Source organism: Citrobacter sp. RHB21-C05, from assembly GCF_013889015.1.
Taxonomy (GTDB): Bacteria; Pseudomonadota; Gammaproteobacteria; order Enterobacterales; family Enterobacteriaceae; genus Citrobacter_A; species Citrobacter_A sedlakii.
This window is the reverse complement of sequence record NZ_CP057611.1, coordinates 3,027,489-3,042,217: the sequence shown is the minus strand read 5'-3', so window position 1 is coordinate 3,042,217 and position 14,729 is coordinate 3,027,489. Positions and strand designations below refer to the sequence as shown.

Here is a 14,729-nt window from a genome sequence, read left to right as displayed (position 1 = left end):
GCCTTTGGGATTAGAGGGTTAAACAGTGAATGCTGGTGCGTGCCGCGGCCTGGGGATCGATCCTGGCGACGTTCGCCAGCAGCGGGAGCAGACCTTTTGCATCGCGGTAATAGTCAAACTGGGTGGGAAGAAGAATGCGCCTGCCGTCGTCGTCCAGTTCGCGGTACTTAAGCCAGTGATGAATGTCGAACTGACTGGCGCGCGACAGCCAGCCGCCGGATCCCACCACTTTACGCACCGTGGTCAGATCGCGTCCCATCTGGAGATCGACGTTGCCCACGCAGGTGCAGACCTGTTTTTTCGTGCCGGCATGCCGTTCTGCGGCATAGCCGACGCACAGTCCGGCTAACAGGCTGTCGAAATAACGCTCCTCCTCCCCCTGCGGCAGGTAGTCCGGATGGGCCACCAGATGACGCAGATAGCCAAAGAAGGCCTCCTGGCGCTGCGGCTGCCGGGCAAAAACGACGTTGACCAGATCCCGGGTGCTCTCACCCACCACCACCGCGGAGACGCGCATACCCAGATCGCCTTCCACCGTGCGTTTAACAAATGGCTCCGGGACGCCATGCAGGACGGTGTCAGGGGAGAGCGTGTTGGCGCTGGCGGAGTAGACGTCGGTGGTGGCGCCGCCCATGTCGATCAGCATGAACTCCTTCCACGCGCTGTCGACATCGCTGATCGCTTTCACCAGTTCATACACGGTCCACGGCGTCGGCATTGGCTCTTCACCTGTTTCGCCGACAATCACATCCAGCCCTTTTCCTTTGACGATGCGTGACAGGAACACGTCGCAAATCGCTTTGCGCGCGGCATACGGGTTTGGGTGATCGAGATCCGGCAGAATATTGTCCACCGTGATGAGATCTTTATGGCCCAGAATCGCCTGGATCTCGTCCTGAATGTCGCGGTTACCCGCGTAGATGATGGCGCAGTCCAGACGCGAGTTCGCCAGCGCGTGGGCATTAGCCAGACCGTAGCTCTCTTCACCGCCGTCAGTTCCACCGGTAAACAGCAGGATGTCAGGCGGCGAGGCTTCCAGCGCCTGAATGTCGTGGCGGTTGAGCTTGTAGGCGTAGTATTGCGCGATTTTCGCCCCCGCAGAGTGGGCGGTGACTTTCGCGGATTCCAGGGTGATTGAAGGCACCAGCCCCATCGCCGCGACGGCCAGCCCGCCTTTGGCGGAAGAGGAATATTTCAGCGTCACATCGCCGCTGTTGAGCAGCGGGCGCGCATCGTCCACGTTCAGAACCTGGTTAAGGCTGGCAAAGAAACTTTCTGCCAGATGGTGAGTCGTGGTCGGCGTCAGAACATGATTGACCAGTGTGAGTGCGTCGCCCTCCCTGGCAAAGAGAGCCGCTTTGGTCCACGTCGAGCCGATGTCGACAGAGACGATTTGCATCAGATGGCCTCTTCCAGACAGCGCTGCGTGACGCCGTGGCGCTGGTTGATATCGGCGGCCATTAACCGGCACACATCTTCCAGGTCATGGCTTGGCGCGAAGACACGGTTAAAGCCCATGTCCTTGAATTTCGCTTCCACATCGGCAAAGTCATGTTTACCGACAACCAGATTTCCGCCCACATAAAGCAGAATCTCGCCAATACCGCGTTCGATGCAGCGTTCGCGTAGCCCCAGACAGTCAATGTCACCGTGGCCATAAATAGAGGAAACGACAATGGCGTCGGCGCCGGTTTCGATGGCGGCGTCAATATATTCATCCTGGCTTACCATAACGCCCAGATTGATTACGCGAAAATCATGGGCAGTAAAAACACGGTCCAGAACTTTATTGCCTACTGCATGGCAGTCAGCACCAATGACGCCAATAACAAGTGTTGATTTCTTCATGGGTAATCCTCTCCAGGACTCAGGGTAAAAATAAAAATGATGATATATGGCGCCCTCTGGGGTGGCGGCCTTTAATAGTGAGGGAGTGTCCTGGGGCGGCGTTATCGATGCAATTGATCTATTTTCAAAAAATCATGCGTAAAACGGCGATACTGGATGCTGATAAAATTTAACCATAAATATCATGTGGTTAAATTTTATTTCTGAGTGGGAATATATTTGTATAACCATAATGGTGAAAAACGAAATGTCACCTTTGTGATCTGAATCTTATTTATAATCAGCAACAAAAATATTCATGAAAAATAATGAAAGCGAGAGAATTGTGAGTAAGGTAACGGAATTTAAAAAGTGCTTGAGATACGGCATTTATTGGTTGTTAATAAAAATAAACAAATGCTAATGATTTGTTTTTTATCGCCGTATAACGTGTTTTTTCGCGCTGCGCATCACTTTTATTTATCGCCTGCGGCGCAAGGGAAATTTTAACGCTGCTTACGACGGGCGATCAGGGTAAATTTATAATCGTCGGTATTGAACGCATTTCGACTGTATTCAAATATCCGGCCATCTTTCAAATATCCGCGCGAGACTTTTTCCAGAATCGGCTTGCCGGGATCGATAGCCAACAGTCGGCTCATCTCCTCGGTGGGCATCACCGGGATCAGCTCCTGCTCGCTTCGGTCGATCACCATTTGCTTCACCTCTTCGATGAAATGGTACTTCGATTTTTCCATGACTTCCCAGGTCAGATCCGGGAACAGGGCCAGCGGCATCCAGGTTTCTTCCAGCGTTACCGGTTTTTGCTTGATAAAGCGCACCCGCTTGACGTGCCAGACGCGGCTGCCCTGGGCAAGCTGGAGCTGTTCCTGCAAAAAGTCATCTGCCGGGATCACTTCAAAGACCCGCACTTCACTGTGAATATCGACGTTACGGTCAGCGAGCTTCTCATAGAAGCTGGTTAACTGATAGATGTCGTAATTAACCCGCTCCGCTTTTACATAGGTGCCGCTACCCTGGATGCTTTCGACAATATGCTGTTCCGTAAGCTGCCTGAGCGCCTGGCGCACCGTGACTCGGCTGACGTTAAACGTTGCCTGCAGCGCGGATTCCGTCGGCAGGGCGTCGCCTGGCTTCAACTCCCCTCGCTGAATTTGCTCAAGGATACGGTCTGCGATCTGGCGGTATAGCGGCTTTCGGCTCATGGTTTTCCGGGAAGGTTAATACGAATTCGCTCATTATGCCTGACATCCCGGCGCTGTAAATAATACAAATTTAATACAAATTATCGCGCAATAGTGAAAATGATCACATAAATGTATTATTTCGTCTGGCACAATTCTTCGCGCATAAAACCACCACAGGGTGAGGAACATGATGAACCTGACAACGTTAACCCACCGCGATGCGCTGTGCCTGAATGCCCGCTTCGCCAGTCGTGACGAGGCAATCACCGCATTAGCGCAACGGCTAACGGCGTTGGGTAAGATTGCCGATCCCCAGGCGTTTTTAACGGAGGTCTTTTCCCGCGAAAGTCTCGGTCCCACCGCGCTGGGCGAAGGGCTGGCAGTACCGCACGGTAAAACGTCCGCTGTGAAGGAGGCCGCGTTCGCGGTGGCGACCCTCAGCGAACCACTGGAGTGGGATGGTGTCGATGGACCCGAACCGGTGGAACTGATCTTTCTGCTCGCCATCCCGCAGAATGAAGCGGGCAGTACGCATATGCACTTGCTGACCGCGCTTACCACCCGTCTGGCGGACGACGAGACGCGGGCACGGGTGATGGCTGCCGAAAGCGCAGACGCGTTGCTGGCGGCGCTGGACGACGAGGTTCATGCTGCATTCACACCCCCGCTGGCGAAGGCGCCAACGCTGGTCTGCGTGACCGCCTGTCCGGCGGGGATTGCGCATACCTATATGGCCGCGGAGTATCTGGAAAAAGCGGGTCGTAAGTTGGGCGTGAATGTGTATGTCGAAAAGCAGGGCGCTAACGGCATTGAAGGCAGGCTGACGGCGGACCAACTGAATGCGGCGACGGCGTGTATTTTCGCCGCTGAGGTGGCCATAAAAGAGAGTGAACGTTTTGCCGGACTGCCGACGCTTACGGTACCGGTCGCGGAGCCGATTCGCCATGCGGAGCAACTGATCCAGCAGGCGCTGGCGCTGCCGCAGCGTGAAACGCGCGCGCTTCAGCAGGATGCGCCGCCTGCGAAGGGGCTAAAAACCGAACTCAAACAGGCGCTGCTGAGCGGCATCTCATTCGCCGTGCCGCTGATCGTCGCGGGCGGCACCGTTCTTGCCGTCGCGGTACTGCTGGCGCAGATGCTGGGGCTGCAACACCTTTTCGATCAGGAAAACTCCTGGCTGTGGATGTACCGCAAACTGGGCGGCGGAATGCTTGGCATTCTCATGGTGCCTGTACTGGCGGCCTATACCGCCTATTCGCTGGCGGATAAACCCGCGCTGGCGCCGGGCTTCGCCGCCGGACTGGCCGCTAATATGATCGGTTCCGGCTTTCTTGGCGCGGTAGCGGGCGGGCTTATCGCCGGATACCTGATGCGCTGGGTGAAAAATCATCTCCGGCTGAGCAGTAAGTTCAACGGGTTTTTAACCTTCTATTTGTACCCGGTCATCGGCACGCTCGGCGCGGGCAGCCTGATGCTGTTCGTGGTTGGCGAGCCGGTGGCGTGGATCAACAACGCGCTGACGGCTTGGCTGAATGGCTTAAGCGGCGCCAATGCGCTGTTGCTTGGCGCTATCCTCGGCTTTATGTGCTCCTTCGACCTGGGCGGGCCGGTGAATAAAGCTGCCTACGCCTTCTGCCTGGGCGCAATGGCCAACGGCGTTTACGGGCCTTACGCCATTTTTGCCTCCGTCAAAATGGTTTCAGCCTTTACGGTAACGGCCTCCACGCTACTCTCGCCACGTTTATTTAAAGAGTTTGAAATCGAAACCGGTAAATCTACCTGGCTACTGGGGCTGGCGGGGATCACCGAAGGGGCTATCCCGATGGCGATAGAAGATCCGCTGCGGGTCATTAGCGCTTTTGTCCTCGGGTCGATGGTCACCGGGGCGATCGTTGGCGCCATGAATATTGGGCTGTCGACGCCCGGCGCAGGGATTTTCTCCCTCTTTTTACTCCATGATGGCGGATTAGGCGGCGTCATAGCGGCGGCAGGCTGGTTTGGCGCGGCGCTGGCGGGAACGTTGATTTCCACGCTGATCCTGCTGCTCTGGCGTCGTCAGGCGGTGAAGCAGGGCAAGTACGTCACCGACCGCGTGCCGGTAAACACTCACTAACAGGAAACGACGATGAAAGCAGTCTCTCGTGTTCACATCACCCCGCATATGCACTGGGATCGTGAGTGGTATTTCACCACCGAAGAATCACGCATTTTGCTGGTCAATAATATGGAGGAGATCCTTACCCGTCTGGAGCAGGATGCCGAATACAAATATTACGTGCTGGACGGGCAGACGGCGATACTGGAGGACTACTTCGCGGTGGTGCCGGAAAATAAAGAGCGGGTCAGACGACTGGTTCAGGCCGGGAAGCTGATTATCGGCCCGTGGTATACCCAGACGGATACCACTCTTGTTTCCGGTGAATCGATTGTGCGTAACCTGATGTATGGGATGCGTGACTGTCTGGCCTTTGGCGAGCCGATGAAAATTGGCTATCTGCCGGACTCGTTTGGCATGTCCGGCCAGCTTCCGCATATTTACAACGGCTTTGGCATCACCCGCACCCTGTTCTGGCGCGGTTGTTCAGAACGCCACGGCACCGATAAAACCGAGTTTCTGTGGCAGAGTCGCGATGGCAGCGAAGTGGTGGCGCAGGTGCTGCCGCTGGGCTACGCGATTGGTAAGTACTTACCGGAGGACGAAGCCGGATTACGTAAACGACTCGACGGTTATTTCGAGGTGCTGGAAAAGGCATCGGTAACAAAAGAGATCCTGCTGCCTAACGGTCACGACCAGATGCCGCTTCAGCAAAATATCTTTGCGGTGATGGATAAGTTGCGGGAAATTTATCCCCAACGGACTTTTGTCATGAGTCGTTTCGAGGAGGTCTTTGAACGCACTGAGGCCCATCGCGAGCAATTAGCCACCCTGAAGGGCGAATTTATCGACGGCAAATACATGCGCGTACACCGCACCATAGGCTCGACGCGGATGGACATCAAAATCGCTCACGCGCGGATCGAAAATAAAATCGTCAATCTTCTCGAACCGCTGGCGACGCTGGCATGGACGCTGGGTTTTGATTACCACCACGGTCTGCTGGAAAAAATGTGGAAGGAGATATTAAAGAATCACGCCCACGACAGCATCGGCTGTTGCTGTAGTGACCCGGTGCACCGCGAAATTGCGGCGCGATTTATGCTGGCGGAAGACATGGCCGACAACCTGATCCGTTTTTATCTGCGTAAAGTGGTGGACAACATGCCCCACAGCGACGCCGACAAACTGGTGCTGTTTAACCTGATGCCGTGGCCGCGTGAAGAGGTCATTAATACCACCCTTCGCCTGCGCGCCAGCCAGTTCAGCCTGCGTGATGACAGAGGGAACGCTGTGCCTTATTTCATTCGTGAGGCGCGAGAGCTGGACCCGGGGCTGATCGACCGGCAAATCGTTCACTACGGCAACTACGACCCGTTTATGGAGTACGACATCCAGATTCATCAGATCGTCCCGTCGATGGGGTATCGCACCCTGTACATTGATGCCAATGCCCCTGGACTTCAGGTTGCCGCGAAAACGACCCCGGAAACGTTGCTGGAGAACGCTTTCTGGCAAATTTCGCTCAACGAAGACGGCACGCTGCGCCTGTATGATAAAGACAGCGGCGTCTGTTATGACCGGGTGCTGGAGCTGGAAGAAGGTTCTGACGATGGCGATGAATATGATTATTCGCCAGCAAGAGAAGAGTGGCGGCTGACGTCGGCCGGTGTGCAACCCCACTGCGAGATCCGCCATGAGGCGTGGCAGAGCCAGGCGCTGATCCGTTATGACCTGGCGGTTCCGCGTGATCTCGCTGAACGCGCCCTGCGCCAGCGCAGCGGCAGGGTAGGGGTGGAGATTGCGGTGACGCTTTCCCATAACAGCAGACGAATTGATGTCGGAATAACGCTGGACAACCAGGCCGACGATCATCGGGTGCGGGTATTAATTCCAACGCCTTTTACTACCGATCAGGTGTTGGCGGATACCCAGTTTGGCTCTGTGACGCGTCCGGTAGAGGACGACGCGATGACTAACTGGCGGGAAGAAGGGTGGAAAGAGGCGCCTGTGCCGGTATGGAATCTGCTCAATTATGCTGCGTTACAGGAAGGGCGTAACGGGTTGGCGGTCTTTACGGAAGGTTTGCGCGAATTTGAGGTGACGGGCGAGGAGAAAAAAACCTTCGCCATTACGCTCTTGCGCGGCGTGGGGCTACTGGGTAAAGAGGATTTACTGCTGCGCCCAGGGCGTCCTTCCGGCATCAAAATGCCGGTACCGGATTCACAACTGCGGGGAACCCTGCATTGTCGGCTAAGTCTGTTTAGCTTTAGCGGTACGCCGTTCTCTGCGGGTGTGGCGCAACAGGCGCGGGCGTGGCTGACGCCGGTACAGTGTTACAATAAAATTCCGTGGGACGCGATGAAGCTCAACAAGGCCCGTTTTACGGTACCTGAGCGTTACAGTTTACTGACCATGCCGCCTGTCGGCTGCCAGATAAGCGCGCTAAAGAAAGCGGAAGACGGCGAAGCGCTGATTTTGCGCCTGTTTAATCCGTCGGACAGCTCGTCGAGTGATACCACCGTCACCTTTACCCGGACGGTGGCAAACTGCGCGGAAGTGATGATGAGCGAGCAGGTCGTTTCGGCTCACGAGCGGGACGATAACCTTCCCGGGACGTTTTTACCCGGGCAATCGCGGACCTTCCGCTACCAGCTTGTCTGAAATGTCAGCAATCGAAACAACGCCACGCTTAGCGTGGCGTTGTTATTTTCACAATAATAACGTTGTGGTGTTAATTCAAATTAACCTTAAAGTAAAATTAATGTGAATGATGAAAGGCGGGCTTTTCAGACGCGACGAAAATGATACCCGGACTTCGAAAAATAGCCCCTCAGCAAACCCTGGCAGAACGGCCTGCCACGTTAATTAAAACACCGTCTTTTTATATAAGAATTTTATTGGCGTAACTCTGCAATCAATCAAAGATACACATGTGCAACATGTTTTTTACTTCGGTCACCACATCTAAACATGGTTAACATAAAAGGGCGTTTTTGATTTAAATCAATGTTTAATGATTGGAAAAAGATAAGGAAACGCGATAAATTGTCGCCGATCAAATTGATGGAAAAGTGAGAAATTCGCTATAAATTGATCACTGTCGAAAAACGCAAATCTTCCTCAATAAAAACCTGTTTATTGTAAGGATTTTGCGGCGTAATATAATTGCGGGATCAATTTGAGTTTTTTATTAACATGTTTGTAACCTTTCACCCATTCTGTTTCCTTATACGGAAAAAGGATACCGGTGAAGGCGCGCAAACAAATTTGTATTGGGGCATGCGTGTGACCCTTTCTAACGGGGTTCACTCTCGGAGTCTTCATGCGATGAGCAAGGAGTCATGATGTTAGATATAGTCGAACTGTCGCGCTTACAGTTTGCCTTGACCGCGATGTACCACTTCCTCTTTGTGCCACTGACGCTCGGTATGGCGTTTTTGCTGGCCATTATGGAAACGGTCTACGTCCTTTCCGGCAAACAGATTTATAAAGATATGACTAAGTTCTGGGGCAAGTTGTTTGGTATCAACTTTGCTCTGGGTGTGGCAACAGGGCTGACCATGGAGTTCCAGTTCGGGACAAACTGGTCTTACTATTCCCACTACGTTGGGGATATCTTCGGTGCGCCGCTGGCGATCGAAGGTCTGATGGCCTTCTTCCTCGAATCCACCTTTGTAGGTCTGTTCTTCTTTGGCTGGGATCGTCTGGGCAAAGTCCAGCACATGGCTGTTACCTGGCTGGTGGCATTAGGCTCTAACCTTTCTGCGCTGTGGATCCTGGTCGCTAACGGCTGGATGCAGAACCCTATCGCGTCGGATTTCAACTTTGAAACCATGCGCATGGAAATGGTGAGCTTCTCTGAACTGGTGCTCAACCCGGTTGCACAGGTGAAATTCGTTCATACCGTGGCGTCGGGTTATGTCACGGGTGCGATGTTCATCCTCGGTATCAGCGCTTACTATCTGCTGAAAGGCCGCGACATTGCCTTCGCTAAACGCTCCTTTGCCATTGCCGCCAGCTTCGGGATGGCCGCTGTATTGTCTGTTATCGTTCTGGGTGATGAGTCCGGTTACGAAATGGGCGACGTGCAGAAAACCAAACTCGCCGCCATCGAAGCCGAGTGGGAGACCCAGCCTGCACCGGCTGCCTTTACCCTGTTCGGTATTCCGGATCAGGATTCGCAGGAAAACAAATTTGCGATCCAGATCCCTTACGCGCTGGGTATTATCGCTACCCGCTCCGTCGATACGCCGGTGATCGGTCTGAAAGACCTGATGGTCCAGCACGAAGAACGTATCCGCAACGGGATGAAAGCGTATGAACTGCTCGAACAACTGCGCGCCGGTTCAACCGACCAGACCGTTCGCGATCAGTTCAACAGCATGAAGAAAGATCTGGGCTACGGTCTGCTGCTGAAACGCTATACTCCGAACGTCTCCGACGCGACAGAAGCGCAGATCCAGCAGGCGACGAAAGATTCTATTCCTCGCGTTGCGCCGCTGTATTTCGCGTTCCGTATCATGGTGGCATGCGGCTTCCTGCTGCTGGCGATCATCGCGCTGTCCTTCTGGAGCGTTATCCGTAACCGCATCGGCGAGAAAAAATGGCTGCTGCGCGCTGCGCTGTATGGTATTCCACTGCCGTGGATCGCCGTAGAAGCGGGCTGGTTTGTTGCGGAATATGGCCGTCAGCCATGGGCTATCGGCGAAGTGCTGCCCACCGCCGTGGCGAACTCGTCGCTGACGGTAGGCGATTTGCTGTTCTCCATGTTCCTGATTTGCGGCCTGTACACCCTGTTCCTGGTGGCAGAACTGTTCCTGATGTTCAAGTTTGCACGCCTTGGCCCAAGCAGCCTGAAAACCGGTCGCTATCACTTTGAGCAGTCCACCGTGGCTTCTCAGCCGGCACGCTAAGACAGGAGTCGTCAAATGATCGATTATGAAGTACTACGTTTTATCTGGTGGCTGCTGGTTGGCGTTCTGCTGATTGGTTTTGCGGTTACCGATGGCTTCGACATGGGGGTGGGCATGCTCACCCGTTTCCTCGGTCGTAACGACACCGAGCGTCGAATTATGATTAACTCCATCGCCCCGCACTGGGACGGTAACCAGGTGTGGCTGATCACCGCCGGCGGCGCGCTGTTCGCCGCCTGGCCGATGGTCTATGCCGCCGCGTTCTCCGGTTTCTATGTGGCGATGATCCTCGTGCTGGCATCGTTATTCTTCCGTCCGGTCGGTTTTGACTACCGTTCCAAGATTGAAGATCCGCGCTGGCGCAACATGTGGGACTGGGGCGTGTTCATCGGTAGCTTTGTGCCGCCGCTAGTGATTGGCGTGGCGTTTGGTAACCTGTTGCAGGGCGTACCGTTCCATGTCGACGAGTATCTGCGTCTCTACTACACCGGTAACTTCTTCCAGTTGCTGAACCCGTTCGGTCTGCTGGCAGGCGTGATCAGCGTTGGGATGATCATCACCCAGGGCGCGACCTACCTGCAAATGCGTACCGTGGGCGAACTGCACCTGCGTGCCCGCGCGACCTCACAGATCGCCGCGCTGGTCACGCTGGTCTGCTTCGCGCTGGCGGGTGTCTGGGTGATGTACGGTATCGACGGTTATGTGGTGACCTCTGCTATCGATCACCATGCCGCGTCTAACCCACTGACCAAAGAAGTGACTCGTGAAGCGGGCGCATGGCTGGTGAACTTTAACAACGCACCGATCCTGTGGTTGATTCCGGCGCTGGGCGTGGTACTGCCGCTGCTGACGATCCTGACCTCGCGGATGGAAAAAGGGGCCTGGGCGTTCCTGTTCTCTTCTCTGACGCTGGCCTGCATCATCCTGACCGCGGGTATCGCGATGTTCCCGTTCGTGATGCCTTCCAGCACCATGATGAATGCGAGCCTGACGATGTGGGATGCGACGTCCAGCCAGATGACGCTGAACCTGATGACCTGGGTTGCTGTGGTATTTGTGCCGATCATCCTGATCTACACCAGCTGGTGTTACTGGAAAATGTTCGGTCGTATTACCAAAGAACACATTGAAAGCAACACCCACTCTCTGTACTAAGTAAGGAGCAATTGTATGTGGTATTTCGCCTGGATTCTGGGAACGCTTCTTGCCTGTGCATTTGGGATCATCACCGCGCTGGCCCTTGAGCACGTCGAGGCAAGCAAAAACGGTCAAGAAGAACACTGATGAAACTTATCGCGATGCTGTATGCGATAATGGACAAGCGCCCGTTACGGGCGCTTTCTTTCGTCATGGCGCTGGTGTTAGCAGGATGTATGTTTTGGGATCCCTCCCGCTTCGCGGCAAAGACCAGTACGCTGGAAATCTGGCACGGTTTACTGCTGATGTGGGCCGTCTGCGCAGGCATCATACATGGCGTTGGTTTTCGCCCTCGCGCCGTGCACTGGCAAGGGATCTTCTCCCCTCTGCTGGCCGACATAGTCCTTATCGTGGGGCTGTTTTTCTTCTTCTTTTGAATAAGAAACATCCTGAAAGAACGATGGGCTTGCATAAGCCCATATATTTTTACTCTCCCTTAACTTCCCCCCATTCCCAAGCCCTGATAGCGCGCGTATAGTAGCAACGTTTAAAAGTTCTCTCTTTTGTTGCATTACCGGGATGTAAAGTGAATACAACGCGATATACAACAGCATTCTTGATGCGTCGCGAGGGCAATGACGCGAGTCACCAGACACTTGCAAACGTAAGTGACGGAGATGAGCGGATGGCGCCGACAACGAGGCCGCAGGAATGAATAAGTATATATTTCGATGGCCGGTTCGTGTCTATTATGAAGACACTGACGCCGGTGGGGTGGTTTACCACGCCAGCTATGTCGCTTTTTATGAAAGAGCGCGTACAGAGATGCTGCGTCATCACCACTTTAGTCAGCAGGTTTTGCTGGCAGAGCGAGTGGCCTTCGTGGTGCGTAAAATGACGCTGGAATACTATGCGCCTGCGCGACTCGACGACATGCTCGAAGTTCAGTCTGAAATTACGTCAATGCGTGGTACCTCAATGGTGTTCACGCAACGCATTGTCAACGCAGAAAACACGGTGCTCAATGAAGCAGAAGTGCTGATTGTTTGCGTTGATCCACTCAAAATGAAGCCTCGTGCGCTTCCCAAGTCCATTGTCGCGGAGTTTAAGCAGTGACTGACATGAATATCCTTGATTTGTTCCTGAAGGCTAGCCTTCTGGTTAAACTTATCATGTTGATTTTGATTGGTTTTTCAATCGCATCCTGGGCCATCATCATCCAGCGGACCCGTATTCTCAACGCTGCTGCGCGTGAAGCCGAAGCGTTTGAAGACAAATTCTGGTCCGGGATCGAACTGTCTCGCCTGTATCAGGAAAGCCAGGGCCGCCGCGATAGTCTGGCGGGGTCGGAACAAATCTTCTATAGCGGGTTCAAAGAGTTTGCCCGCCTGCATCGGGCTAACAGCCATGCACCGGAAGCGATCGTTGAAGGCGCCTCCCGGGCGATGCGCATCTCAATGAACCGCGAGCTTGAGAATCTTGAGACGCACATTCCGTTCCTCGGCACCGTCGGTTCTATCAGCCCGTATATCGGTCTGTTTGGTACCGTGTGGGGGATTATGCATGCGTTTATCGCCCTGGGGGCGGTAAAACAGGCCACCCTGCAGATGGTCGCGCCGGGGATCGCGGAAGCGCTGATCGCGACGGCGATTGGTCTCTTTGCGGCGATCCCTGCGGTTATGGCCTACAACCGCCTGAACCAGCGTGTGAACAAGCTGGAATTGAATTACGACAACTTTATGGAAGAGTTTACCGCGATTCTGCACCGTCAGGCGTTTACCGTTAGCGAGAGCAACAAGGGGTAAACCATGGCGAGATCGCGTGGACGGGGTCGTCGCGACCTGAAGTCCGAAATCAACATCGTACCGTTGCTCGACGTGCTGCTGGTGCTGCTGCTGATCTTTATGGCGACAGCGCCGATCATTACCCAGAGCGTGGAAGTCGATCTGCCGGACGCCACGGAGTCGCAGGCGGTGAACAGTAACGACAATCCGCCAGTGATTATTGAAGTGTCCGGGGTAGGGCAGTACAGCGTGGTAGTGGAAAAAGATCGTATGGATCAACTGCCGCCGGAACAGGTTGTTGCGGAAGCGAAAAGCCGCCTGGAATCCAATCCGAAAACGGTCTTCTTAATCGGTGGCGCGAAAGACGTGCCTTACGATGAAATAATTAAAGCGCTGAACTTGTTACACAGCGCGGGTGTGAAGTCGGTCGGCTTAATGACCCAGCCTATCTGATCATCCGCTTCTCTGGCGTGAAAAGAGCGTGTAACAGGCGAACAGTTTTTGGGAACCGAGAGTGTCAAAGGCAACCGAACAAAACGACAAGCTCAAGCGGGCGATAATTATTTCAGCGGTGCTGCATGTCATCTTATTTGCAGTGCTGATCTGGAGTTCGTTCGATGAGCATATAGAGGCTTCAGCCGGCGGCGGCGGTGGTTCTTCCATCGATGCCGTGATGGTTGATCCTGGCGCCGTGGTTCAGCAGTACGAACGTCAGCAGCAGCAACAGTCCAGCGCGCAGCGTGCTAAAGAGCAGCGTGAAAAACTGGCGCAACAGCAGGCGGAAGAGCTTCGCGAGAAGCAGGCTGCGGAACAGGAACGGCTTAAGCAGATTGAAAAAGAGCGCTTAGCGGCGCAGGAACAGCAAAAGCAGGCCGAGGCTGAGGCGAAGAAAGCGCAGGAGCAGCAGAAACAGGCTGAGGAAGCCGCGAAGAAAGCTGCCGCCGATGCAAAAGCGAAAGCGGACGCGCAGGCGAAAGAAGCGGCGGAGGCGGCGAAAAAGGCCGCTGCTGACGCGAAGAAGAAAGCCGAAGCCGAGGCGGCGAAAGCGGCCGCGGATGCGAAGAAAAAGGCGGAAGCGGAGGCTGCTAAGCAGGCTCAGGCCGACGCGGAGAAGAAAGCGGCCGCAGAAAAAGCCGCTGCAGCCAAAGCGGCAGCCGCTGAAAAAGCGGCGGCCGAGAAGAAAGCCGCCGCCGAAAAGGCCGCCGCAGAGAAAAAAGCCGCTGCGGAGAAAGCGGCTGCCGATAAGAAAGCGGCAGCGGCTAAAAAAGCGGCCGCCGAAAAAGCCGCTGCGGAAAAGGCCGCGGCAGCAGCAGGCGTGGACGATCTGCTGGGCGACTTAAGCTCCGGTAAGAATGCGCCGAAAACCGGCGGTGGGGCGAAAGGGAACAACGCTTCTCCGGCGGGGAGTGGTAATACTAAAAATAATGGCGCGTCAGGCGCGGATATCAGTAACTATGCCGGGCAGATCAAATCTGCTATCGAGAGCAAGTTTTATGACGCATCGTCCTATACAGGCAAGACCTGTACGCTGCGGATAAAACTCGCGCCGGACGGCCTGCTGCTGGATATTCAGTCTGAAGGTGGCGATCCGGCGCTTTGTCAGGCAGCGCTTGCGGCGGCCCGACAGGCGAAGATTCCAAAACCGCCAAGCCAGGCAGTGTATGAAGTGTTTAAAAACGCGCCTCTGGACTTTAAACCGTAAGCTAAACTTTCCCCGTCACCGCGGGGAAAACAAACGTCGGCAGTCCCTGGGTTTCGGTAG

Annotated in this window: 13 protein-coding genes; 10 read left to right on the top strand and 3 right to left on the bottom strand. The window is 54.6% G+C overall.

What is annotated here, in order from left to right; all coding sequences use genetic code 11:
* Positions 1 to 10 precede the first annotated feature (10 nt).
* The 3 genes from glmL to HVX72_RS14635 form a co-directional block, all read right to left on the bottom strand.
* Positions 11 to 1,399, bottom strand: coding sequence for a methylaspartate mutase accessory protein GlmL (gene glmL, locus HVX72_RS14645; protein ID WP_181821758.1), 1,389 nt, complete (start codon positions 1,397 to 1,399; stop codon positions 11 to 13).
* Positions 1,399 to 1,848, bottom strand: a complete 450-nt coding sequence (gene glmS / locus HVX72_RS14640) for a methylaspartate mutase subunit S (RefSeq protein WP_181821757.1) — start codon at positions 1,846 to 1,848, stop codon at positions 1,399 to 1,401. Before glmS ends, glmL begins: the two co-directional genes overlap by 1 nt.
* Before the next feature lie 485 nt (positions 1,849 to 2,333).
* The gene (locus HVX72_RS14635; RefSeq protein WP_181821756.1) at positions 2,334 to 3,053 is read right to left on the bottom strand and encodes a GntR family transcriptional regulator; all 720 of its coding nucleotides are present in this window, start codon (positions 3,051 to 3,053) and stop codon (positions 2,334 to 2,336) included.
* A gap of 172 nt (positions 3,054 to 3,225) precedes the next feature.
* Here HVX72_RS14635 and mngA point away from each other — a divergent pair, with 172 nt between their 5' ends.
* The 10 genes from mngA to tolA all read left to right on the top strand — a co-directional run bounded on the left by mngA (position 3,226) and on the right by tolA (position 14,669).
* Positions 3,226 to 5,148 (top strand): PTS 2-O-a-mannosyl-D-glycerate transporter subunit IIABC, encoded by a 1,923-nt coding sequence (mngA, locus tag HVX72_RS14630; protein ID WP_181823282.1) that lies wholly within the window; start codon positions 3,226 to 3,228, stop codon positions 5,146 to 5,148.
* Positions 5,149 to 5,160: 12 nt separating this feature from the next.
* Complete coding sequence (gene mngB, locus HVX72_RS14625) at positions 5,161 to 7,794, top strand: mannosylglycerate hydrolase (RefSeq protein ID WP_181821755.1); 2,634 nt, start codon at positions 5,161 to 5,163, stop codon at positions 7,792 to 7,794.
* Positions 7,795 to 8,477: 683 nt separating this feature from the next.
* On the top strand, positions 8,478 to 10,046 hold the full coding sequence (cydA, locus tag HVX72_RS14620) for a cytochrome ubiquinol oxidase subunit I (RefSeq protein ID WP_042285266.1): 1,569 nt from the start codon (positions 8,478 to 8,480) through the stop codon (positions 10,044 to 10,046).
* Positions 10,047 to 10,061: 15 nt separating this feature from the next.
* Complete coding sequence (cydB, locus tag HVX72_RS14615) at positions 10,062 to 11,201, top strand: cytochrome d ubiquinol oxidase subunit II (protein ID WP_042285264.1); 1,140 nt, start codon at positions 10,062 to 10,064, stop codon at positions 11,199 to 11,201.
* Positions 11,202 to 11,216: 15 nt separating this feature from the next.
* Positions 11,217 to 11,330: a cytochrome bd-I oxidase subunit CydX gene (gene cydX / locus HVX72_RS14610; protein ID WP_042285261.1), complete on the top strand. Its 114-nt coding sequence runs from the start codon at positions 11,217 to 11,219 to the stop codon at positions 11,328 to 11,330.
* A complete protein-coding gene (gene ybgE / locus HVX72_RS14605; protein ID WP_120714852.1) occupies positions 11,327 to 11,620 on the top strand; it encodes a cyd operon protein YbgE in 294 nt (97 codons plus the stop codon). The genes cydX and ybgE overlap by 4 nt, the downstream gene beginning before the upstream one ends.
* Positions 11,621 to 11,894: 274 nt before the next feature.
* On the top strand, positions 11,895 to 12,299 hold the full coding sequence (gene ybgC, locus HVX72_RS14600; RefSeq protein WP_042285256.1) for a tol-pal system-associated acyl-CoA thioesterase: 405 nt from the start codon (positions 11,895 to 11,897) through the stop codon (positions 12,297 to 12,299).
* Entirely contained in the window at positions 12,296 to 12,988 is a 693-nt protein-coding gene (gene tolQ / locus HVX72_RS14595; RefSeq protein ID WP_082636750.1) for a Tol-Pal system protein TolQ, read from the top strand. The genes ybgC and tolQ overlap by 4 nt, the downstream gene beginning before the upstream one ends.
* Before the next feature lie 3 nt (positions 12,989 to 12,991).
* Entirely contained in the window at positions 12,992 to 13,420 is a 429-nt protein-coding gene (tolR, locus tag HVX72_RS14590; protein WP_181821754.1) for a colicin uptake protein TolR, read from the top strand.
* A gap of 61 nt (positions 13,421 to 13,481) precedes the next feature.
* Positions 13,482 to 14,669, top strand: a complete 1,188-nt coding sequence (gene tolA / locus HVX72_RS14585) for a cell envelope integrity protein TolA (protein ID WP_042285245.1) — start codon at positions 13,482 to 13,484, stop codon at positions 14,667 to 14,669.
* Positions 14,670 to 14,729: the final 60 nt, after the last annotated feature.

Excerpts from the sequence above, each read along its gene's own strand:
- mngB (WP_181821755.1), top strand. The coding sequence starts at position 5,161 with ATGAAAGCAGTCTCTCGTGTTCACATCACCCCGCATATGCACTGGGAT.
- tolR (WP_181821754.1), top strand. The coding sequence starts at position 12,992 with ATGGCGAGATCGCGTGGACGGGGTCGTCGCGACCTGAAGTCCGAAATC.
- cydX (WP_042285261.1), top strand. The coding sequence starts at position 11,217 with ATGTGGTATTTCGCCTGGATTCTGGGAACGCTTCTTGCCTGTGCATTT.
- mngA (WP_181823282.1), top strand. The coding sequence starts at position 3,226 with ATGAACCTGACAACGTTAACCCACCGCGATGCGCTGTGCCTGAATGCC.
- cydB (WP_042285264.1), top strand. The coding sequence starts at position 10,062 with ATGATCGATTATGAAGTACTACGTTTTATCTGGTGGCTGCTGGTTGGC.
- HVX72_RS14635 (WP_181821756.1), bottom strand. The coding sequence starts at position 3,053 with ATGAGCCGAAAGCCGCTATACCGCCAGATCGCAGACCGTATCCTTGAG.
- cydA (WP_042285266.1), top strand. The coding sequence starts at position 8,478 with ATGTTAGATATAGTCGAACTGTCGCGCTTACAGTTTGCCTTGACCGCG.
- glmL (WP_181821758.1), bottom strand. The coding sequence starts at position 1,399 with ATGCAAATCGTCTCTGTCGACATCGGCTCGACGTGGACCAAAGCGGCT.
- ybgC (WP_042285256.1), top strand. The coding sequence starts at position 11,895 with ATGAATAAGTATATATTTCGATGGCCGGTTCGTGTCTATTATGAAGAC.
- glmS (WP_181821757.1), bottom strand. The coding sequence starts at position 1,848 with ATGAAGAAATCAACACTTGTTATTGGCGTCATTGGTGCTGACTGCCAT.